The sequence below is a fragment of the Bradyrhizobium sp. USDA 3397 genome, from assembly GCF_054060965.1.
The window spans coordinates 3,653,538-3,674,971 of record NZ_JBSSDS010000001.1 but is presented as its reverse complement, the minus strand read 5'-3'; the positions used below and the strand labels follow the sequence as shown (position 1 = coordinate 3,674,971).

15 protein-coding genes and 3 pseudogenes are annotated in these 21,434 nt (G+C 58.8%); 11 read left to right on the top strand and 7 right to left on the bottom strand.

Features of this window, described 5'->3' with window-relative positions; translation table 11 throughout:
- The first annotated feature begins 9 nt into the window (after positions 1–9).
- The 8 genes from ACVWYQ_RS16975 to ACVWYQ_RS16940 are packed head-to-tail and all read left to right on the top strand — an operon-like array spanning position 10 to position 9,228.
- Positions 10–933: an ABC transporter permease gene (locus ACVWYQ_RS16975; RefSeq protein ID WP_456726053.1), complete on the top strand. Its 924-nt coding sequence runs from the start codon at positions 10–12 to the stop codon at positions 931–933.
- 20 nt (positions 934–953) lie between these two features.
- Entirely contained in the window at positions 954–1,862 is a 909-nt protein-coding gene (locus ACVWYQ_RS16970; RefSeq protein ID WP_456726052.1) for an ABC transporter permease, read from the top strand.
- 26 nt (positions 1,863–1,888) lie between these two features.
- Positions 1,889–3,478, top strand: a complete 1,590-nt coding sequence (locus ACVWYQ_RS16965) for an ABC transporter substrate-binding protein (protein WP_456726051.1) — start codon at positions 1,889–1,891, stop codon at positions 3,476–3,478.
- 32 nt (positions 3,479–3,510) lie between these two features.
- On the top strand, positions 3,511–4,479 hold the full coding sequence (locus tag ACVWYQ_RS16960; RefSeq protein ID WP_456726050.1) for an ABC transporter ATP-binding protein: 969 nt from the start codon (positions 3,511–3,513) through the stop codon (positions 4,477–4,479).
- 17 nt (positions 4,480–4,496) lie between these two features.
- A complete protein-coding gene (locus ACVWYQ_RS16955; protein WP_456726049.1) occupies positions 4,497–5,612 on the top strand; it encodes an ABC transporter ATP-binding protein in 1,116 nt (371 codons plus the stop codon).
- A complete protein-coding gene (locus ACVWYQ_RS16950) occupies positions 5,609–6,730 on the top strand; it encodes a CapA family protein (protein WP_456726048.1) in 1,122 nt (373 codons plus the stop codon). The genes ACVWYQ_RS16955 and ACVWYQ_RS16950 overlap by 4 nt, the downstream gene beginning before the upstream one ends.
- Positions 6,731–6,790: 60 nt before the next feature.
- Positions 6,791–8,383 (top strand): ABC transporter substrate-binding protein, encoded by a 1,593-nt coding sequence (locus ACVWYQ_RS16945; RefSeq protein ID WP_456726047.1) that lies wholly within the window; start codon positions 6,791–6,793, stop codon positions 8,381–8,383.
- The gene (locus tag ACVWYQ_RS16940) at positions 8,380–9,228 is read left to right on the top strand and encodes a carbon-nitrogen hydrolase family protein (RefSeq protein ID WP_456726046.1); all 849 of its coding nucleotides are present in this window, start codon (positions 8,380–8,382) and stop codon (positions 9,226–9,228) included. The genes ACVWYQ_RS16945 and ACVWYQ_RS16940 overlap by 4 nt, the downstream gene beginning before the upstream one ends.
- Positions 9,229–9,617: 389 nt before the next feature.
- Here the strand turns inward: ACVWYQ_RS16940 and ACVWYQ_RS16935 are convergent, their stop codons facing one another.
- The 5 genes and pseudogenes from ACVWYQ_RS16935 to ACVWYQ_RS16915 form a co-directional block, all read right to left on the bottom strand.
- A complete protein-coding gene (locus ACVWYQ_RS16935; RefSeq protein ID WP_456726045.1) occupies positions 9,618–10,922 on the bottom strand; it encodes an NAD(P)/FAD-dependent oxidoreductase in 1,305 nt (434 codons plus the stop codon).
- A gap of 86 nt (positions 10,923–11,008) precedes the next feature.
- A complete protein-coding gene (locus tag ACVWYQ_RS16930) occupies positions 11,009–11,305 on the bottom strand; it encodes a RidA family protein (RefSeq protein WP_456726044.1) in 297 nt (98 codons plus the stop codon).
- Positions 11,306–11,561: 256 nt separating this feature from the next.
- Positions 11,562–11,828 (bottom strand): hypothetical protein, encoded by a 267-nt coding sequence (locus ACVWYQ_RS16925; protein ID WP_456726043.1) that lies wholly within the window; start codon positions 11,826–11,828, stop codon positions 11,562–11,564.
- 87 nt (positions 11,829–11,915) lie between these two features.
- The gene (locus ACVWYQ_RS16920) at positions 11,916–13,337 is read right to left on the bottom strand and encodes an amidohydrolase (protein WP_456726042.1); all 1,422 of its coding nucleotides are present in this window, start codon (positions 13,335–13,337) and stop codon (positions 11,916–11,918) included.
- A gap of 830 nt (positions 13,338–14,167) precedes the next feature.
- Positions 14,168–14,807: pseudogene (locus tag ACVWYQ_RS16915) on the bottom strand (MFS transporter); the annotation flags it as partial.
- A 122-nt stretch (positions 14,808–14,929) separates the two neighbouring features.
- Between ACVWYQ_RS16915 and ACVWYQ_RS16910 the strand changes: the two are divergent.
- Positions 14,930–15,989, top strand: a pseudogene (locus ACVWYQ_RS16910) (IS5 family transposase).
- A 309-nt stretch (positions 15,990–16,298) separates the two neighbouring features.
- On the opposite strand, the pseudogene ACVWYQ_RS16905 reads toward ACVWYQ_RS16910, so the two are convergent.
- Positions 16,299–17,288, bottom strand: a pseudogene (locus ACVWYQ_RS16905) (MFS transporter); the annotation flags it as partial.
- A 495-nt stretch (positions 17,289–17,783) separates the two neighbouring features.
- On the bottom strand, positions 17,784–18,260 hold the full coding sequence (locus ACVWYQ_RS16900; protein WP_456726041.1) for an Lrp/AsnC family transcriptional regulator: 477 nt from the start codon (positions 18,258–18,260) through the stop codon (positions 17,784–17,786).
- Positions 18,261–18,417: 157 nt separating this feature from the next.
- Here ACVWYQ_RS16900 and ACVWYQ_RS16895 point away from each other — a divergent pair, with 157 nt between their 5' ends.
- Both ACVWYQ_RS16895 and ACVWYQ_RS16890 read left to right on the top strand, forming a co-directional pair.
- Complete coding sequence (locus tag ACVWYQ_RS16895) at positions 18,418–19,932, top strand: NAD-dependent succinate-semialdehyde dehydrogenase (protein WP_456727170.1); 1,515 nt, start codon at positions 18,418–18,420, stop codon at positions 19,930–19,932.
- Between the two features lie 8 nt (positions 19,933–19,940).
- Positions 19,941–21,329 carry an aminotransferase gene (locus ACVWYQ_RS16890; RefSeq protein WP_456726040.1) on the top strand — a complete coding sequence of 463 codons (1,389 nt, stop codon included), beginning with the start codon at positions 19,941–19,943 and terminating at the stop codon, positions 21,327–21,329.
- Positions 21,330–21,434: the final 105 nt, after the last annotated feature.

Below are 21,434 nucleotides of genomic sequence, written 5' to 3'. Positions count from 1 at the left end.
GAGACCGAGATGAGCAGCTACATCGCCCACCGCCTATTCGCGATTGTTGCCCTGGCGTTCGGCATCAGCTTGCTAGTCTTCCTCATCCTGCGGCTCATCCCGGGTGACCCGGTAATCTCGATGTTAGGCATGAATGCTGGTGACCAAGCGCTCGTGATTCGCTTGCGGCACCAACTCGGACTGGACCAGCCCTTATACGTGCAATATGTGACCTGGCTGACAGACCTTTTCCGGGGCGACTTCGGCTACTCCTATGGCGAGGATCGTCCAGTCGCCATGCTGCTCGCGGCCAATTTCCCGGCCACAGTCCAGCTCATGATGCTCAGTTTGGCTCTGTCGGTGGTGTTTGGTCTGCTCCTCGGAATCATCGCAGCTCTCAACCGAAACCGGATGCTCGACACCGCCACGATGAGCGTCGCACTGGTACTGATGTCCATTCCCAGCTTCTGGCTCGGATTGCTCTTAATTCTTGCTTTCGCCGTGACCCTGCCCTGGTTCGAAGTGGTGGGAGGCACGTCGCTGAAAGGAACGATACTGCCGGCGCTGACATTGGCGATGGGAGCTATCGGCTACAACGCACGTTTTGTTCGGTCCGCCGTTATCGGTGCGATGGTGCAGCAGCACGTCATCACCGCCCGTGCGAAAGGTTTGTCGCGCCTGCGCGTATTCATGCGACACGTTCTGCGCAACGCGCTTTTGCCGATACTGACCATCGTCGGGTTGCAAATCGGTGGATTGCTGGCGGGTACGGTCATAGTAGAGACAGTATTTTCCCGCCCGGGAATCGGTCGTCTCCTCGTGCAATCTATTCTCGCAAAGGACTACCCGGCGGTTCAAGCAGTTATCCTCATCCTCGCTTTGGCATACGCAACGACAAACTTTGTCGTGGACATGCTCTATCCTGTGCTGGACCCGCGGATCGGGCATCGGTGAGGCATTGCATGGAGCTACAAGTGATCTCCGACGTCACCGAAATGCCGGACGATGCGGCCGCATCCGCAGCTGAAATCGTGCGTCCACGCGAGACGGCCTTCCATCGGCTCGTTCGTGCGCTTCGACATCGCAGCCTGTGCGTTGGACTGATTATCTGCGTCGTTCTGGCAACGCTAGCTGCGGCGGCGCCCCTTCTGGTGACCGCGGATCCAAGCGCCCAGAACCCGATGCTCACAGTTGCGCCGCCATCTTGGGCCGCGCCGATGGGGACGGATGCGTACGGGCGCGATCTATTTGCTCGGGTGCTATATGGCGCTCGGACCACCATGCTCGCCAGCCTCTGTGTCGTGGTACTCGGCTCTGTGCTCGGGACGATCATCGGTCTCGTCGCCGGCTATTTCGGCGGCATCTTCGGCTTTTGCATCATGCGACTCGTGGACCTTCTTCTCGCCTTCCCCGGCATCCTCCTCGCCCTTAGCGTTACCGCTATCCTGGGGCCGGGGCTTGGCCATGGGGTCATTGCGATCGCGACAGTACTCGTACCGGTTTATGCACGGATGGTGGAGGGTGCCACAGCCGAAGTGCGCAACCTGCCGTATGTAAAAGCCGCAGTGGCGCTCGGAGCAGGCCCGACCTGGATTATCCTACGTCACATCCTGCCCAACGTCCTCTCAGGCGTGATTGTCCTGACAACGACTTGGCTGGGCATAGGGGCGCTCTGGATTACTGCATTGGGCTTTCTGGGTCTAGGCGTGCAGCCGCCGGAACCCGAACTTGGCACGATCTTGAATGACGGACAGAACTACATCTCGTTGGCTTGGTGGATCAGCGTTTGCCCGGGCATCTTCCTCTCGCTCTTCGTGATCGGCACAAACCTCGTAGGCGATGGCCTGCGCGATGAAATCGATCCCACACTCGCCCCTAGATAAATTTGAATCAGGAAAGGATGGTCATCATGAACACACAAGTGAAACTATTCAGTGGATTGGGTGCGAAAGGCGCAGTCATAGCGATCAGTGCTTTGGCGTTGAACTTGTTTCCAGCGCTCGCGCAAGAAGCCGGCGTCGTCGTCGGCTGGGAGTCGACCGTGGATACTCTCAACCCTGCGGTGACGGCCTTGCGGGATGTTGCACCTATCGACAACAACATCTTTGACACGCTCGTGTGGGTCACGCCGGACTTCAAGATCACGCCCGATCTGGCGATCAGTTGGGACGTCTCGGACGGCGGAAAGTTGTACACATTCAAGCTGCGCCAAGACGTCACATTCCATGATGGCACGCCGTTCAACGCCGCAGCCGTGGTCGCCAACTTCGAGTACATCGCCAACGCGGACTCAAAGGCTCGGAGTGGTTTGAGCACACTCGGTCCTTGCTTAACGGCTAAGGCAGTCGATGAATTCACTGTTCAAATCATTTGCAAGGAGCCTCACGCGCCGCTCTTGCTCGGCCTGGGCCTTCCTAATCTGGGCATCCAGTCGCCAGCTGCGATCAAGAAGTACGGTACGGAACTCGGCCTGCACCCCACCGGCACGGGGCCCTTCATCTTCTCCAGCTACAAGCCGAATCAGAGTGTCGTACTGACACGCAACGACAAGTACAACTGGAATCCACCGGCTCTCAACTTCAAGGGGCCGCCGAAGATTGCATCACTGACCTTCCAGATCGTGCCGAACGATCAATCGCGCGTAAGCCAGTTCATGGCTGGCCAATCGCACGCCATGAATCGCACACCCGGCGTTTACTGGAATTCCCTGAAGGACAATCCCAAATTCACGCAACTGCCAGTTCCGATCAGTGGGCTGGGCATCTTCGTAGTATTGAATGCGGGCCGGTTCCCGACGGATGACGTTGCTGTGCGCAAGGCTATTCAGTACTCGGTTGACAAAAAGGGCGTCGTGCAGCTTGCCGCCTCCGGCGTCTTCCCCATAGCAAACACACCGTTGATGAAGGGCATGGTTGGCTACGACTCTTCGCTGGAGGACCTCTATCCGTACGATCCTAAAAAGGCAGACGAGCTGCTCGTCGGCGCCGGTTGGAAGAAGAACGCGGACTTCTGGGAGAAAGATGGCAAGCGTCTGACCCTCAAATTGCCGGTTATATCTTCCCGCCCAGCCTACGTGCGGATTGCGGAAGCCATGCAAGAATATCTACGAAAGGCGGGCATCGACGTGCAAATCGAGCAGCAGGCTCTCTCCGCTTGGTTCGCTGGTGGCATAGCCGGCGAGTTCTCGCTCACCCCGATGCAGATGGTAGGCACCGACCCGTCTGTCATCAATAGCATCTTCATGCCGGGTCAATACATGTATTGGAACAAGTACACGAACACTGATCTGGAGGCGCTGTTGGGACAAGGCATGGCCGAGACCGACGAGAACACGCGCGTCGCCACCTACAAGAAAGCGCAGAAACTCGTCATGGACAGTGCCGTTCTGATGCCGATCCAGCAGAACCTCGATCTCATGACTTTGTCTAGTAAGCTCAAAGGCGTGACTTATAGCGCCGGCGGCTTCCAGTATTTCGGCGCTGCGACACTGGCCGAATGAGGCCGAAATTGCAGACTCGCGAGAGCCAACAAATGGGAAACATTTTGACCCCGGCGCCTCCATTACTCGAGGTCCGGAACCTGAAGACTCATTTCCCGACAAAGGCAGGAACGGTCAAGGCCGTCGATGGCGTGAGTTTCCACATCGCAGCTGGGGGGCGCCTCGGCATCGTTGGAGAATCGGGCTCTGGCAAGAGCGTCACTTCTCTGTCGATCATGCGCCTCATAGATCTGCCAGGGCGCATCGTCGAGGGCGAAATCCTCCTGAAAGGACGCGACCTAACCACGCTTACGGAAGGGGAGATGCGTGAGCTGCGGGGGCGGGAGCTCTCGCTGGTGTTTCAGGACCCAATGTCTGCTCTCAATCCGGTCTACACGGCCGGCGCGCAGGTCATCGAAGCACTTCGGGCCCACCGGACCCTGAGCAATAGCGAGGCCCGGGAGCGCGCCATCCAGCTGTTCAGGATGGTAGGAATTTCTGCGCCCGAGCGGCGGGTGGACGAGTTTCCGCACAAGCTAAGTGGCGGCATGCGTCAGCGCGTCACCATCGCTATGGCGCTTGCCAATGAACCGGAGCTTCTCATCCTCGACGAGCCGACCACGGCACTCGATGTGACCATTCAGGCACAGATCCTGGACATCGTGCGCGGTCTCAAGCGCGCAACTGTCCTTCTCATCTCTCACGACATTGGCGTGGTGCGCGAAATCTGCGACGAAGTTGTCGTCATGTATGGGGGACGCGTCATGGAGTGGGGGCAAGTGGACCAAGTCACCCGCGCGCCGAAGCATCCGTACACTCGTGGGCTGCTCTCCTCCATCCCTAACCCAGAGATGCGTGGCAAGCCTCTTCATACTATTGGTGGTGCGGTGCCCAACCTCCTGAACATGCCCCGCGGCTGTCCGTTTCGGCCCCGGTGCAAGCAGGCCATTCGCAAGTGCATGGAAATGCCCCCGCTTGAGAGCAAGCCCGACAATAGCAAGGTGGCGTGCTGGCTCGCATGAATTCTTCCAAGGCTCGAATGTCGAACACATCAAACCCTGTGCAGATCCCGCCGTCAGGTACGTCTAACACCGACGTGCTTGTCGACATACGCAATCTAAAAACCTTTTTTCCGATCCGCAGCGGTTTTCTGAATCGCAAGATCGAGTGGGTGAAGGCGGTCAACGATGTGTCGCTGCAGATACTGCGCGGCGAGAAGTTCGGGCTGGTAGGCGAGTCGGGCTGCGGAAAGTCGTCACTTGCGCGCTCGATCCTTCGCCTGGATACGCCCCAGGCCGGGGAGATCCGGTTCGAGGGCGAGAACATCCTTGAAGCCTCGGCGAAGCGCCTCAGGGCCATTCGCCGCGATGTGCAGACCATCTTTCAGGATCCCCACGGCAGCCTCGACCCGCGGATGAACGTACGCAGCATCATTTCCGAAGGCCTTGCCGTGCAGGGCAAGATGGCCCGGGGGGAACGGCGGGAATTTGTGGAGCAGCTGATCGACCGCGTCGGATTGCGCCGCGAACACCTTGATCGTTATCCGCACGAATTCAGTGGTGGCCAGCGCCAACGCATCGGCATTGCGCGCGCGCTTGCGCTCAAGCCGAAATTCATCGTGGCCGACGAGCCGGTATCCGCGCTGGACCTTTCAGTGCAGTCTCAGGTGCTGAACCTCCTGACGCAGTTGCAGAAGGACTTCGGGCTGACCATTCTGTTCATCGCGCATGACCTCTCGGTCGTCGAGTACTTCAGCGATCGCGTTGGCGTGATGTATCTCGGTAAGCTTGTCGAGCTGGCCGATGCGCGGGAGCTGTATGCCGACGCGCGCATGCCATACACGCTGGCTCTGTTATCAGCCGCACCGGACGCAACAAACGGTCGTAAACGCGAGCGCATCGTTCTCAAGGGCGAAGTTCCCAGCCCGCTTGATCCGCCGTCCGGCTGCCCCTTCCGCACACGGTGTTGGATGGCTAGGGAAATTTGCGCCCAGGTCGAGCCACCTCTGCGCGAGATCAAGCCGCACCATTGGGCGGCCTGCCACTTCGCCGAACAGCTGGAGCCTTGGCCCGAGACGCCCGGCAACCAGCCATTCAAAAACGAAACCCGCGAGGCCGGCATTCGACCGGGTCGCCAGCCCACGATCATAGCATGACCACTTGGACTTTAGGTGCTGTCGGTGACGTCTTCATCGACCGCCCGCATCCCCAGACAGCCTTCACTGCATCGGTTGAGCTGCTGACGCAACTCGACCTATTGTTCGGAAACTGCGAGGGCGCCTATACCGATAGCCCGGTGTACCCGCCTAGCGTAGGCTGGCGCGTGGTGGCTCCGCACGCAAATGGTGCGCACCTTGCGAAGGCAGGTTTCCATGTGATGTCGGTAGCCAACAATCACAGCGTCGATGGTGGCCACGCCGGCCTGCTCGACACCCTAAAGTTGCTTCAGAACCAAGGCATCGAAACGATCGGCGCCGGCGCCAGCCTGCCAGAGGCTCTGGCGGCCGCCACGTTCGACCGGAAGGGGGCGAAAATCGGTTTCATCGGGTTTGCCTCGGTGTATCCGTCCGGCTATGAAGCCCGTGCCGACAGGCCGGGTCTAGCACCCATGCGGGTGCATTATTGGATCAATACCGCTTATGGCCTCGAGAGCGGGGTCCCACCGCATATCCGCAGCAACGTGTATCCGGAGGACGTCGAGCTGATGAAGTCGCTCATCGAGGGCTTGCGCAAGCAGGTCGACATCGTCGTAGTGAGCCATCACTGGGGACAGTACCGCTCCGTCTACCTCACCGAATACGAGCAGTCGCTCGCGCGCGTGGCGATCGACGCTGGCGCCGACATCGTCCTGGGCCACCACCACCACTTCCTGCGCGGCATCGAGGTGTACAAAGAAAAGCCGATCTTCTATGGCCTAGGTCATTTTGTGTTCGATCTGACGGGCAAAGAGTGCGTCCAAGGTGGCTACTTGCGCCAAGAGCTAGGCGACGAGTGTATTTATCCGCGACCCGGCCATCCGTTGTCGCCGTTCCCAGAGGACACGCGCATGACGATGGTGGCCGCCTGCGAGTTCGACGGCAGGAAGTTGACCTCATTCGGCTTCTTCCCCTGCATGATCGACGGCAAAAACCATGCAATCCCGCTGAAGGTCGGCGACCCACGCGCGCAGAAGGTCGTCGACTACATGTCGAAGATCACATCCGGAGCCGACCTCAAGACGACTTATGGGTCAGTCACCGAGCGGCTCGGGTTCGCTTACGCGCGCGTAGTTTAGTTACTCAGCACTCGGGGCTGAGAATCAACGAACCGCTAAATTGGCAGAAAGGTGAGAGTAATGCAGCAAGGAGCAACGATTCTGGGTCGGTTCAAGTTTGAGGCGACTATGTTTGTCGCGGCTATGGTGGCGGCATCGTCTGTCCCTGCTGCTGCGGATGGCAAGGGCGCGGTAGTCATTGGGTGGGAGCAGGCGGTGGACACCCTCAACCCGGCAGGAACGACCTTGAGAGATGTCGGTCCGATCGTGGGTGCGATATTCGACACGCTCGTGTGGTCTACCCCCGATTTCAAAATGACTCCGCACTTGGCGACCAGTTGGGAGATCACCGAAGGCGGCAAGCTGTACACGTTCAAGCTGCGCAGCGGCGTGATGTTCCATGACGGCACGCCGTTCAACGCCGCTGCCGTCGTCGCTAATTTTGACTACATCACCGACAAGAACTCGAAAACCCGCTCAGCGCTGGCAAGCTTGGGTCCTTGCCTTACAGCGAAGGCGACCGACGAGTTGACCTTGCAGATCAGCTGCACGGAGCCGTATGCGCCGCTCTTGGCTACTCTCGCCACCCCCTATCTTGGAATCCAATCGCCCGAAGCCATTAAGAATCACGGCGCCGACATCGGACTGCACCCGACTGGTACCGGCCCGTTCGTCTTCTCCAGCTACAAGCCCAACGAAAGCGTCGTGCTGACGCGCAACGACAAATATGACTGGAGCCCGCCGGCGCTGAACTACAAGGGGCCTCCGAAGATCGCCTCATTGACCTTCCAGATAGTGCCCAACGCGCAGTCGCGATACAACCAAATGATGGCCGGTCAATCCCAGGGGATGAACCAGACGCCGGGCGTGTACTGGAATTCGCTCAAGAGCAATGCCAAGTTCGCGCAGTTGCCCGTCCCGGTCAGCGGGCTCGGGATCTTCGTCGAGATGAACGCCGGACGGTTCCCGACCGACGATGCGGCCGTTCGCAAGGCAATTCAGCACGCCGTGGACAAGAAGGGGTTGATCCAGCTGACGGAAGTTGGTGTGTTCCCGGTGTCGAACACGCCTCTTTCGAAAGGTATGCCCTCCTACGACCCCTCGCTAGAGGATTCCTATCCCTATGACCTCAAGAAGTCCGCCGAGCTGCTGGCGGGGGCGGGTTGGAAGAAGAACGGCGAGTTCTGGGAAAAGGATGGCAAGCGGCTCACGCTCAATTTCCCGGTGATCTCGACCTTGCCGGGCTATGTGCGCATTGCTGAGGCAATCCAAGGTTACCTGCGCAAGGCGGGCATGGACGTTCAGGTCGAGCAGCAGGCCTTGTCAGCCTGGTTCGCCAGCGGCATCAACGGCGACTACTCCATGACCACACTGCAGCTGGTCGGCACGGATCCGAGGGTCCTGAACGCCCTTTTCATGCCTGGCGCCTACCTGAACTGGACCCGATATTCGGACGCCAGCCTCCAGGAATTGCTGAAGCGCGCACAGACTGAGAACGATGCAACTACGCGCACGCAGTTCTACAAGGCCGCGCAAAAACTGATTGTCGACAGCGGCGTGTTGATGCCGATCCGCGAGAACCTCGATTTAGTAATGACGTCCAGCAAGCTCAAGGGCCTCACATATTCGGCTGGCGGGTTCCAGTACTTCGGTGCGCTGTCGCTGGCCGAATGATCATGAGCAGACTTCTCACGATAGCACTTGCTCAGATTGCCTCAGAGCCTGGGAACACTGCTGGCAACTTGGCGCGCGCCCTCGAGTGTGTTGCTCGGGCAGCGACGGAGGGTGCGCAGCTCCTGTTGCTGCCGGAGCTGCATCTGCAAGGCTATCGTGCGGACGACCTGTTTGCCCAGCAGGCGGAAACAATTCCCGGCCCCGCGGCTGACGCACTCTCGGAGGCTACGTCGAACTCGGGTGTGTATGTCGCAATGGGCATGGCGCGCCGCAGCGAATCATTTCCCCACGCCGTCTACAATTCGGTCGCATTCGCTGGGCCGGGCGGCTCGGTGAACTACTTCGACAAGGTGCATCCTGCAACATTTCACCCGTATACCGAGGGCGTCCACTTTGCCCCAGGTAACCGCGCGCCAGTGTTCGAAACACCGTTCGGGCGTTGCTCTCTGCAGATTTGCTACGACGCTTTTTTCCCTGAGCTGGCGCGGCACTTCGCATTGCAAGGATCTGAACTGAACCTGGTGATCTCGGCTGGCCCTCGCGGCTCGACGCAGGGATGGGATTCGATTTTGCGAGCGCGTTCTATCGAAAACCTCATGTGGACGGTCTACTGCAATGCAGTCGGACAGCAGAAAGACTCGGTGTTTGCCGGTGGCAGCAAGATCGTCAGTCCGGCGGGCGATGTCATCGCGGAGGCGGCGCTGGACAGGGAGGACTTCTTGGTTACGACCATTGACCTGGAGGAGGTCGGGCGTTTGCGCCGCCGGCGGCTGACTTTCCGTGACGTGCAAATGTGGCTACTGAACGATCTCGCGCACAGGCACGATCGCTTCGGCCACAATTGACGATTCTGCACTTGCCGCCCTGGTTGACGCCGGCGTTGAAGTCACCGTGTTGGCGACTTCACTCAGCCGACGATCAAAGTCGCTCCACCGGGCACGCACAGTCGGTCACACACTGCCGTCTCACGGTTGTCTGCCGGACTAGCTCGCTGCGGACTCGATTCTCGGGAGCGCATCATCTAGCGGCCAAATACGGCGATCGACGCGCCTCTAACGGATCAAAATGGGCTGACCTTTCCCCGACAAATTATTCATTGGATTTATTCAGGCGCCAATTTTATTGCGGCATGCGCAAACTCAACTCGCGCGCCAAACTCCTTCCTAACAGCGCCCGGAATCGTTCAGTGGGGGGGCAGGAGGCAGGAGTTGCCCCTTCTCGAAAATCAACAAGCTCAGTATTCACGCCCGGCCTTGTGCCGTAGCCAAGCGATGCGGGACATGGCGCCAATGCCGCGGAATGGCTCCGGCGGTAGCCAGTTGGGTCCGGTCTGCCTTAGGCGGTCAGTCAAGAGCTCCGACTGTGAACCGCAAGCCGACTCGGCAAGCAACTTGCCATGAATCGTGCCCCTCACCACGCCCGCGGCGTTGCAGCCGACAGCGCCGAAGATGCCGGGCCTCGCTTCGCCGAAATAAAAGCCGCCGTTCCCGGTGAACGCCATGGCGCCTCCCCAGACGTACTCAAACTCGTGTGAGCTCATGCGAGGGTAGCGGTTGCGATACAGACGGGTCAGCTCCTCGCGTACAGTCTTCGGATCGGTCTCCCTGCCGTATGAAGACATACTTCGCACCAGGAAGCGGTCTTTCAGCTTGCGCATAGTCATGCCCATGCTGTTGATAGGCGTCATCCCCCAGATCGGAGCGGCACCGAGCTTGGCGAGCTCGTCCTGGTCCAGGCTAGGCGTGAGTGCGGCATACGTCAGGATGGTGACGGTGCGGTCAGGCAGGATCCCAAGATCCCTGGCCTGCGCATTGTTGGCAATAAATAGTCGGTCAGCGGTGAAGGTGCCCTTCGCGCTATGGACTTTAAACGGGCCGTTGCCTTCGACCCGCGTCACGACTGTTCTCTCGAGGAGCGTCACGTTCGCCGGCAGGCTTGCTGCCAGCCCACGGATTAGGGCGGCAGGTTGAACGAGTGCGCGAGGGCGGACATCGAAAGCCGTCGTGTAGTAATTCGTCCCGAGCTGAGCCACACGTTCCTCGTCGGTCAGGACCCTACAATTGAAGCCCCACCTGCGGAGTGACACCAGCCAGTTTTTGGCGGCCACGCCGCCCTCGGGCGTCGCGGCGGCATTAATGCGCAGCGACTCTTCGTCCCAATCACAATCAATGTTGTGCTCCCGGATCAACGAGCGAAGCCACTCCTGTCCGGCCATAGATATTCGGACCTTCCGGATGGCGTCATGATCTGCAGAGCCGTATTCGCTCGCCGTCGGATTCGATGGGAAGACCGACGCAAAACCAGAATTGCGCCCGGACGGTCCTTCGCCAATCTCCGACGCATCCAGCACGAGCACTTCCTTGGCGGGTTCAAGTTCGGCAGTGCGGCGGGCCGCTGCCAAACCAGTGTACCCCGCCCCGATCACGATGGAAGCAAAGCGAGTGTTCGCCGGCTTCTGATCGTGCGGTACGCGTGGAGGCAGCAGGGCATTCCATCCGCTACGGGTATGATACTGTGTCAAATGTCTGGTGTTTAACATCTCAGCCTCAGCCGGTTAAGCAGCCGCAGCATCGGCCACCGCACGATAGTTATTTCGACAAGTAGTTCGGGCGCGGCCAGCGAGGCCTAGACTGTAGTGCGCGCCGGGGCCGCACCAACAGGCATCCAGGCTTCCCAGACTGTATTCATTGATCTGAAGTCGCTCATTGAGCGCAAGTGGATCAGCGACGACAGGATGCGGGTCTTGTCAGTTCCCGTCCGCGCGAGCAACCCATCCACGCGAGCTAAGGCTTCCTGTGTTTGTTGGACCACGTCTCCGGCACCGCTCGCGGCCGTCTGCCCGCTCAGATACACTAAGCCATTGTGCCGCACGATTCTGCTCATACGCTGACCCGTTTCGAATCGTTCAATGGTTGTCGTCATGTGCTTTCCTTGGAGGTGTGGTACGCGGCGATCGATGGCATCAGCCGCTTGTCAATACGGCCAGGTTGAGGAGCTGTTGGAGGCTGTCTCCACGCCAACCTCGCACGTGTTGAAACCCACACTGGTCGATCGTTCCGTCCTGAATGTCAGGATGCTCGATCGTTGTGGGGTCGGGCTGAATCATTCGCCTTATAACGAGCTGTTGAGGTCGCAATTCCGCAATGTGGCAAGTATTTCAGCTGTTTTTGTGCACAGGTCAGGAAGAGGCGCTTTTCTCCGGCTCAGACATAAAAGGATACCAAAAGCGAGATTCGGCAGCAGGTTTTGCTGTACGGTCGATACAACTTGAGATCGCGAGCTTTATCAATCGCCGATGGCTTGGAAACGTCATTTTCAGCTTCGTCGATGACGCGATTCCGAGTTGAGCGGCGAGCTCCCAAGGAAGACTAATCTCGTTGTTGTCATCCCCCCTGCTATCCGAGAGCGAGAGCCCGACTTCCGCATAGCGGACATCGGTGAGCAAGGGAGACTCCCAGCATTCTAAGGGGGTGCATGTTGAGGGAGGTGTGATCGCTCACCTCCCCCAGTCTATGTGGAAGCTAGTTCACCTTCATTTTGCCGCCATAGAGAGCGGGGGAGCGGTTTCAGCTCCCACGGGAATTTTGAATTCATTGTCTTTGCGGTAATCCTCAAGCGCTGCTTTCGCCGCTGCCAGGAGAGCGGGATCTAAAAGAACGTCGGCGGCCACGCCAGCCATAGCTTTTGCAGCGAAGGCGATTCCCTTGTGAGAAGCGGGGGATTTGCCCTGGGCAACGAGCTGCCAGGAATGACCAGGCGTACCGACCGCATAGCTCGCGACTAAGCACTGCACTGTCGGAACGACCCAGCTCACGGTTCCCACGTCGGTGGAGCCCATTCCGTCCGTGCGGTTGCAGTCCGGCGAGTAGATTTGGCTGCTGAGAGGGTCTGAACTCACCGGCAAACCATACCGACCATATGCCGAGCGAATATCGTCCAGCGATAGAGTGCTTTGGATGCGTCGGGCGAACTCCATATCAGAACTGTCGAAATCAACTCCGCCCAGTTGCATCAGGTTAGCATGCATGGCTTGTTCCAAGGGAGCGTTGGGAACCAGGTTCGCCTCGCCCGAGAGTTGTTTCATCTCCACTCTGGTCTCTGTCATCAGCGCCGCGCCCTCTGCGATCTTCTTGACCCGCTCGACCAAACCCCACATTTCACCGAGCTTAAGGGCCCGCACGAGATGACGGACGACGGCACGCGGCTGCACTACGTTTGGCGCAATACCTCCACCATCCACGAGAGCGTAGTGGACGCGAGCCGAGGAGGGCATGTGCTCGCGCATATAATTCACCCCTACGCTCATGAGCTCCACGGCATCGAGCGCGCTTCGCCCAAGATGCGGCGCCGCCGCGGCGTGGGCGGCGCGACCATGAAACGTGAATTCAAATTCCGCACACGCGAGCGAAGCCGCAGGCCACACGCCGGTAAAGGCTGAGGGGTGCCAACAAATCGCCACATCGACATCATCGAACGCGCCCGCGCGAACCAAAAAGCTCTTGCCAGATCCGCCCTCTTCCGCAGGACAGCCATAGTAACGCACTCGCCCGGGGAGCCCAGCTTGCACCAGCCAATCCTTTACCGCCACCGCAGCTAAGAGCGAGGCCGAGCCCAGCATATTATGACCGCAGCCGTGCCCCGAACCGCCCGGAACGAGCGGCCGCTGTTCCGCCACACCTGCTTCCTGACTCAAACCGGGCAGCGCGTCGTATTCACCAAGGATCGCGATAACCGGGCCGCCTTTACCCGCTTCACCCATCAGCGCTGTTGGTATTCCCGCCAACGCTTCGGAGACCGTGAAGCCTTCCGAGGCGAGCGTCTGGCGATGTTCGCTGAATGCGAAGAATTCCTGATAGTTCTCTTCGGGCCGCCCCCAAATCAGGTCGCTCAAACCGAAAAACTTCGTTTTGTGAGATTCAACGCACTCCCAAACCGGCTTCGTGTTCCTGAGCATTGAAACTCCTCGCTTAAGATCCGATTACTTACTTACTCTTCGCATTTCCGCCCATACACACAGCCACCGAGCCCCACATTGGGAAGCCTGCATCGGTCAACCAGAGACGGCAATACGATCTTTGAATTTCCTGCGACCGCGTTTCCCAGGAGACGCTCTCTGTGCGAGATTGAGTGATCTGCCACGACAATCGTCGGCAAATGCGCTCCGCCTGAGACGGAAAGCGACGTAGACAGCGCTTGACGTGCCGAAATCCATCACTGGTCTGAAGCGTACCGCTTTGCCGCGTTTGCATTGCCCGCACGATCTGCTGGTGAGCCCAGAATTTTTCAGCAGCCAAGTCTGACCGCCGGGCCGCTCACGCAGCCATTCCATGGTCTTCACAAACCTGCTTCTGAGTTACAGTAAGCGCAACAACTTCAAAAACTCTGTAGGACCCCCGTTCTTTAGGACGCCGAAGTTAAATGCTCCTTTTGGGACGCTTCGGGAGCCCAGGCAGTGAGCGGCGATGGGTGAGCTCCAATGCCTGTCGATTGCCATCAGACGCGTTCATCCTATGGCGTATCCGACCAGAAGGCGAGCGTGCCGCGGTCGACAACGATATCTTGCCTCGCCAACCGCTGCGCCTGCCGATAGGCGGTAAATGCCAACGACACCTGCTACTGAGCACAGGCGCATGCCAGCCTCGTGCTCCTTCAAAATCCCGATGATACTGAGCAACCATCGCGGTCGTGGTCATGTAGCAACACCGCCGGATGCTTTTGCTCAAGCTTGCCCGTCGGGTGCCTCGCTTCGGCCAACTCTTCAACTGCGATCAGCCCTTGACCGCGCACCAATTCCTTCGCAGCGCGATCTGGCTCATCTTCGCTTCGGCGCACTGATCCGAACGGGCGCTCCAGCATGCGACGGGCACGTATGGGCTCAGGGCCAACGTGGAAAGCCGCGGCCTGTTCCACTAGCCGCGCTCCGACTGAGTAGAGCGGTTGCGCTGTCGCAGATAGGCCAGCCATGTCGGACAGTGATAGGCCTCAGTCCAAAGCTCGGGGTTGGCGATGTCCCACGCAATCGACCAGCCATAGGCGCCAGTACGCTAGCGGAATAGCTGCACGTCCTGCATCACGTTGTGAAACGCCTGTGCATTCTCCCATGATACGCGGTATTCAATCTCGACGACAAGCGGGCCGCTGCGGCCGGAAAGTTCGAGCCGAACTTCGGGATCGGCCAGCACCTCGGCTTCTTGCTCTCGAGTGCTGATGCGCGGCATCGGCAGCCAGAGCCCAAACTGGGCGTTATCAGCATCAAACCGGCTGAAGTCGGGAGAGTTGTTTGTACACCCGTGACATCGGCCAGATAACCCCAGGCCCAGCTATCAATGGCAATTCCGCCCGATCCCGCCGCCTGGTAGGCCGCGAGCGATCGACCGGCGACCGAGCGCGGCGCTGCCAACTGCACCCCAATGTTAAACAACGCCTAGCAGGCTGTTGAAGAAGTCGGTAGCGAACCGTTTGGTATCGTGATTGTCTAGGACCGGGATTTAACTAGGGGGCGCGACGCGGGGGAGTGACGAACGGTCCGGTTCGCTTTTCAGTTATGTGGATCTGGAGGCTCGGGTTCGCGTCGACCACCCGCTACGGGTGATCCGAGAGTTGGCGAATGCGGCGCTGGGCGACCTTTCTGGGGAGTTCGGCAAGCTCTATACGGATTCGGTCGCCCCTCGATCGCACCGGAGAAGTTGCTTCGGGCGATGCTCCTCCAGGCGTTTTATGGGGTTCGCTCGGAACGGCATCTGATGGAACGGATGGAGTTCGATCTTCTGTTCCGCTGGTTCGTTGGGCTGGGGGTGGACGATGCGGTTTGGGACCATTCGACCTTCTCGAAGAACCGCGACCGGCTGCTTGAGGGCGAGATTGCAGCCAAGTTCCTGATCGCGCTTTTGGCGCAGCCAAAGGTCAAGCGTCTGCTATCGAGCGATCACTTCTCGGTGGATGGTACGCTGATTGAAGCCTGGGCTTCGATCAAGAGCTTCCGGAAGAAGGATGGCAGCGACAACGACGACGACGGTCCGGGACGCAATGCCGAGCGAAGCTTCCACAAGGAGAAGCGATCCAACGAGACCCATGCGAGCACGACCGATCCGAGGCGCGGCTCTACAAGAAGGGTGACGGCCAGCCGGCGAAGCTGAGCTATATGGGCCATGCGCTGATGGAGAACCGCAATGGTTTAGCGGTTTTGGGTGGGGTGAGCCAAGCGACGGGCACCGCCGAACGGGAGATTGCGCTTGCCATGGTCGACAGGCGCGGGTGCGCGAAGCGGATCATTCTGGGGGCGGATAAGGCCTATGATGTCACGCAGTTCGTCCACGACCTGAGAGATAGATCGGTTACTCCGCATATCGCGATTGATGGACATCTGAGTAAGACCGGCAAGCGGCGCAAGACGGCAATCGACGCGCGTATCACACGTCACAGCGGCTACGACATCAGCCAACGCTGCCGCAAACGCATCGAAGAAGTCTTCGGCTGGATCAAGAGTTCAGCTGGCTTGGCCAAGGTCAAGCTGCGAGGCCGCGACCGGGTGGATGCCGCCTTCGTCCTGGCGCTTGCGGCCTATAATTTGATCCGGCTTCCCAAGCTTCTGGCGGCCCCGGCATAAGCATTCGGGGCAGGTGGCAGGTTGTCGAGACACCGGGCTATGACATGGCCTTGGCGAGCGCCTACATCCTGTTCAATGAGGCCGGCGGCGAATTCGCCTTCGATTGCCTCACAGGCTCCATTCATGGAGCTTGCCACGGCGATGCCGTCGCGTTCGGCTGGCAGGGAAACGACGAAATGGCGCCGGCCGAGGGGGACGGCTGGGCCGAACTAAAGGATACGGCTCACTCGAAGGGGAGATCTGCCTTCTCAACGGCGATAACATCCCATTCATCGCGCGCCGTTCAAAGACTTCTTCAACAGCCTGCTAGGCGATCATCCACACGGCGCCAGCGAGGAACACCGGCGCTCCGCTCAGCGCTACCGCGGTAACGGCCCGCCCATCGAAAGAGCGCAGGCTCGGATTGCCGCCTCGCCAGACAGGCGCTTGCGTACCTCGGTAATATTGAGTGATCCGACCACCGCGCCAAGACCAAAAGCGCTGAGCATCGTGCCATATGTTTGTGCACCACCATGCAGCAGGTCGCGCGCTACAAGGGGCATGAGCGCGATAATCCCGCCGCCGATCACACCCATCACCATGGATCGCACCAGCACGATCGTGATCGACGGCGAATTGATGATATAGCGCACACCTGAAACGATTGCGCGACTAAGCTTCTCAGGCGGCAGACGACTCGGTACAGAGATGTGCTTCCATAGGAATAGCGCGCCGATCAGCGGAAGACAAAGCAAGGCATTGAGCGCGAATGCAGCTACCGCACCTGCAGTTGCGACCACGATACCGCCGATGGCCGGCCCCACGCTTCGCGCAATGTTGTATCTGATACTGTTCAGCGCCACTGCCGCCGGAATAGTTTCCAACGGCACTTGCTCGCTGACCGAGGATTGCCAGGCCGGATCCATCAGGGCCATGCCGCTGCCGACTACGAAGCACAACGCCAGCAACAAGTTCGGAGTGATCAAGTCAAGCCAAGCGAGCGCCGTCAGCGTGGATGCGCCGGCGAGCGCGATCCCGACAGAGACCAGTGCAACGATACGCCGGTCGTGCATGTCGGCGATCGCACCGGCCGGCATTGAGATGAACATGACCGGCAACATCAGAGCGGTCTGCACTAGCGCGACCTTGTCGGCCGACGATGTCATCTGGGTCATTGCCCAAGCGGCTCCGACGCTCCGAATGAGAGCCCCTAGATTAGGCAAGCACGCTCGCTATCCAGGTGCGTCGGAAGGTGAGAAAGCGGAGCGGTGAGGTGATGCCATCAGCGCTAACCGTCTTCGGCTTCGACGAATTGGTCATCTCGGCCCCTGCTTAGCATCCGATGATTGGATTGCGACGGCCGTTTATGGTCCAAAAAGCTTCGCCTTTGGGAATCGGTCAGACACTTCGTCCGTTTTGCGCAGCTCGTGTGTGAAGGCCTTACCGCAATGATCAACGCCCTGACATTGCCGTAGAACATGACTTCCCGCCTCGCGCGAGAGAAGCCGTCTCTCGTATCGTGACGGCAACCTGCGACAAAGCAGTGAGGTGGGCTAGATGTGTCGTTATCTCAGTAAGCCGGCTGACCGATTTCTTATTTTTGCATCGTCTCGTCAGAGTGGATGGCTCATACGATCGATTGACGAGCCACTTGGTCGAGCTGGCTGCTTGGAAAATCAATCCCGAAAGGAAACCGTTTCAGAAAGCGTGCCAGCGTGTAAAGTAGAGCTTCGAGGCGATTGTTTTTTGGCGTTGTATGGGAATGAGCGATGAAAAACCGCACGAAAGACTTAGCCAGAGGGAGGAGCGCCACGTTCACTCCTCCGACGGAGACTCAATCGGAATGGCAAAACCTGTCTTCACACGATCCATTATGACCATTGTTTTGAAGCCTTTGATATCCGAGTTCTCATAGAAGAAGCGACGCGTGAACTGCTCATAGTCCTCCATGGTTCGGGCGGTAATGTAGAGAACAAAATCGGCGTCGCCGGTGACGTAAAAGCCGTTGACGACCTCAGCAGAGGATTTGATGGCCTTCTTGAACTTGTCGATGATGTCTGAACGCTCTCGTTCGAGGCTCACTAGCACAAGCATCTGGATGGGCCTTCCCACCGCCCTTGCGGAAACGATCGAGACATCTGCTTCAATTATTCCGTCCGAGCGGAGGCGCTTCAGCCGGCGCTGACATGCCGTAGGGGAAAGCCCGGCCATTTCACCGATGACGTCGGAAGTCAGCCGGTTATTCTTTTGGACGATCTCCAGGATGCGGGCGTCTATCCGGTCGTATTGCATGATTGAGCTCCAGCCTTCAGGTGCATTCCGTCGCCAAGTGCATCTGCGTTGCAGGAAGTCGTCCGAGCGATGGGGAAATGCGACGCAAATCTCTATGCACTATGAGTATCCTGAATGCGTGGGCAATTTCAACAAAATGACCGCGTGGGACCCCCAAATGGTGTTTCAAAGTAGCCGGCACAAACGTCCGCACTCGGTCGGTCTGGCTAGCAGGTATCTACAGAATCTGCGCCGTCGTGATTTTCTGTCTGGAGCGGCGCTCGTCGATGGACAGTGGGTGTCCGGCGGCGAGCGGGACCGTGTGATCGATCCCGCGACGGGCGAGGAGATCGCGGATGTTGCTCGTTGCGGGGCCGCAGAGATGGAGGTGGCGATAGCTGCCGCCGAGCGGTCTTTTCCCGTGTGGCGAGAATTGCTGCCGGCAAGGAGAGGCGCCACTCTCCGGAGTTGGGCCTCATTGATGATTGAGCACGAGGAGGAGCTCGCGATCCTGGTGACGAGCGAGCAAGGGAAGCCGCTCGCTGAGGCACGTCAGGAAATAGCGTATGGTGCCGGCTTTCTTGAGTGGTTCGCAGCAGAAGGGGAACGGGCATACGGGGAAACGATCCCAAGCCATAAGCTTGGAAGCCTGCTTCACGTGCGAATGCAGCCAGTAGGTGTCGCGGCGGCGATAACCCCGTGGAATTTTCCTATAGCGATGATCACACGGAAGGCGGGGGCCGCCCTCGCTGCCGGATGTCCGATCATTGTTAAGCCTGCTCCCGAGACGCCGCTCTCTGCGCTAGCCCTGGCCAGACTAGCCGAGCAGGCAGGGCTTCCACGGGGCGTGTTTCAGGTGCTCGTCGGCAATCCGATCGAACTTTCGACGCCCCTGTTGAGCGATACGAGAATACGCGCTCTTTCGTTTACGGGGTCTACCGGAGTGGGCCGTTTGCTTCTTGAAGGGGCGGCCGAGAGCGTCAAGAAAGTATCACTAGAGTTGGGTGGCCATGCTCCCTTTCTGGTGTTTGACGATGTCGATCTTGAGAAGGCCGTCAAGGGTGCGATGGTAGCAAAATTTGCTACGTCTGGTCAGGACTGTTTGGCTGCTAACCGCATCTACGTGCAAAGAAGCATTTATGGCGCCTTCGTTGAACAGTTTGCCGCTGGGATCGCTCAACTTAGAATTGGCCATGGTCTGGAGGCGACAACAGATATCGGGCCAATGACCAAGTTGTCAGTCGCCGACAAATGCAGGTCTCACATCGATGATGCGGTGAAGAAGGGAGCGCGCGTTGTCTCGCCGCAGCAGGACGCGAGCTTGGGTCCCAATTTCGTTCCTCCGACGTTACTTAGCGACGTCACCGAGAACATGCTCATCGCTCGCGAGGAAACATTCGGGCCTGTGGCAGCCGTGCTTCCGTTCGACTCCGAAGAAGAGGTTATCGCTCGAGCAAACTCCAGCGAAATGGGGCTCGCTGGGTACGTCTATACGGACAATCTACGTCGAGCGATGCGACTGTCAGAGCGGATCGAATGCGGCATGCTTGGTATCAATACGGCTTCATTTACTGGCCCACCCATTCCGTTCGGCGGGTGGAAACAATCTGGGCTCGGTCGCGAAGGGTCGCGCCACGGATTAGCGGAATTTATGGAGCTGAAATACGTCTGCTTCGGCGACCTGGCAGCTTAGGAGAGCGCATGATTGACATCAAGACCATTGCTGAACGGGATCGCTCAAGTGTTCTGCATCCTTTCACTCAGCTCAAGGATTTCGCCACTGGTAAGATTGGTGATCCGACGATCGTCACCGGCGGAAAGGGGATCCATATCAAGGACGCAGAGGGGCGCAGTTATATCGACGGCTTTGCTGGCCTTTACTGTGTAAACATCGGTTACGGTCGCACCGAAGTGGCCGAAGCGATTGCGCGGCAAGCCTACAGCTTGGCGTACTACCACACATATGCAGCGCACACGACCGAAGAACTGGCCACGCTTTCGGACCGCCTCGTGCGCATGGCGCCTGGCAAGGCAAGCAAAGTGTTCTACGGGCTCTCGGGATCGGATGCCAACGAGACTCAAGCAAAGCTCGTTTGGTACTACAATAATCTATGTGGGCAGCCTAAAAAGAAGAAGATTATCTCGCGTGAGCGCGGGTATCATGGTTGCTCGGTGATCTCCGGTTCGATGACTGGCATGTCATTTTATCACGATCATATGGACCTGCCTTTCCCGGGGGTTCTCCATACGGGCACGCCGCATCATTATTGGGGTGCTGAACCGGGCGAGACAGAAGAGGACTTTTCTCGCCGGCGAGCGGCCGAGCTCGAACAGCTAATCGTGAAAGAGGGTCCAGAAACGGTCGGCGCTTTTATCGCTGAGCCGGTGCTCGGCACGGGTGGTATCACGCCGCCGCCTGCGGGTTACTGGCGTGAAATCCAGGCGGTGCTAAGGCGGTACGACGTCCTTTTGATTGCCGACGAGGTCATCTGTGGATTTGGTCGAACCGGCGCTGACTTCGGGAGCACGCTGTATGGAATCGAACCAGATCTTGTCACAGTCGCCAAAGGGCTGACATCCGGGTACATGCCGCTGTCGGGAGCCATCGTCGGCGAGAGAGTTTACAAGGTCATGGAGGAAGCCGCTGATCGCGTCGGAGCATTCTCTCATGGCTATACTTACTCCGGCCATCCGATCGCGGCAGCAGCCGCCAACGCGGTGCTCGACATCGTCGAGAAGGAGCGACTGAGCGATAGAGCCCGAACCGTCGGCGCTCACTTTCAAAAACGGCTCAAGGAGCGGTTTGCACAGCTGGAAATCGTCGGGGAAGTTCGAGGCGTGGGCTTGCTCGGGGCGATCGAGTATGTTGCCGATCGCCAGACGAAGCGGCGATTTGATCCGGAGCTGAAGGTCGGTGCCCGCATCTCGAAGGCGGCTCGCGATCGGGGGCTTATTGCACGAGCCATGCCGCATGGAGAGATTCTTGGCTTTGCACCGCCTCTGGTTGTTTCCGAGGCTGAGATCGACGAAATCGTGGAGCTGGCCTATCAAGCAACCAAAGAGGTGATGGACGAACTGGCGAATAAGTAGGCGCCTTGAAGCTCAATGGGGCCGTCATGCAAAAGCGTGTTGCTCAGGGCATCGGGAGCAAGCTGCCACCCGATCGACGCTGCTGAGCAGTGAATTCGGAGCGAA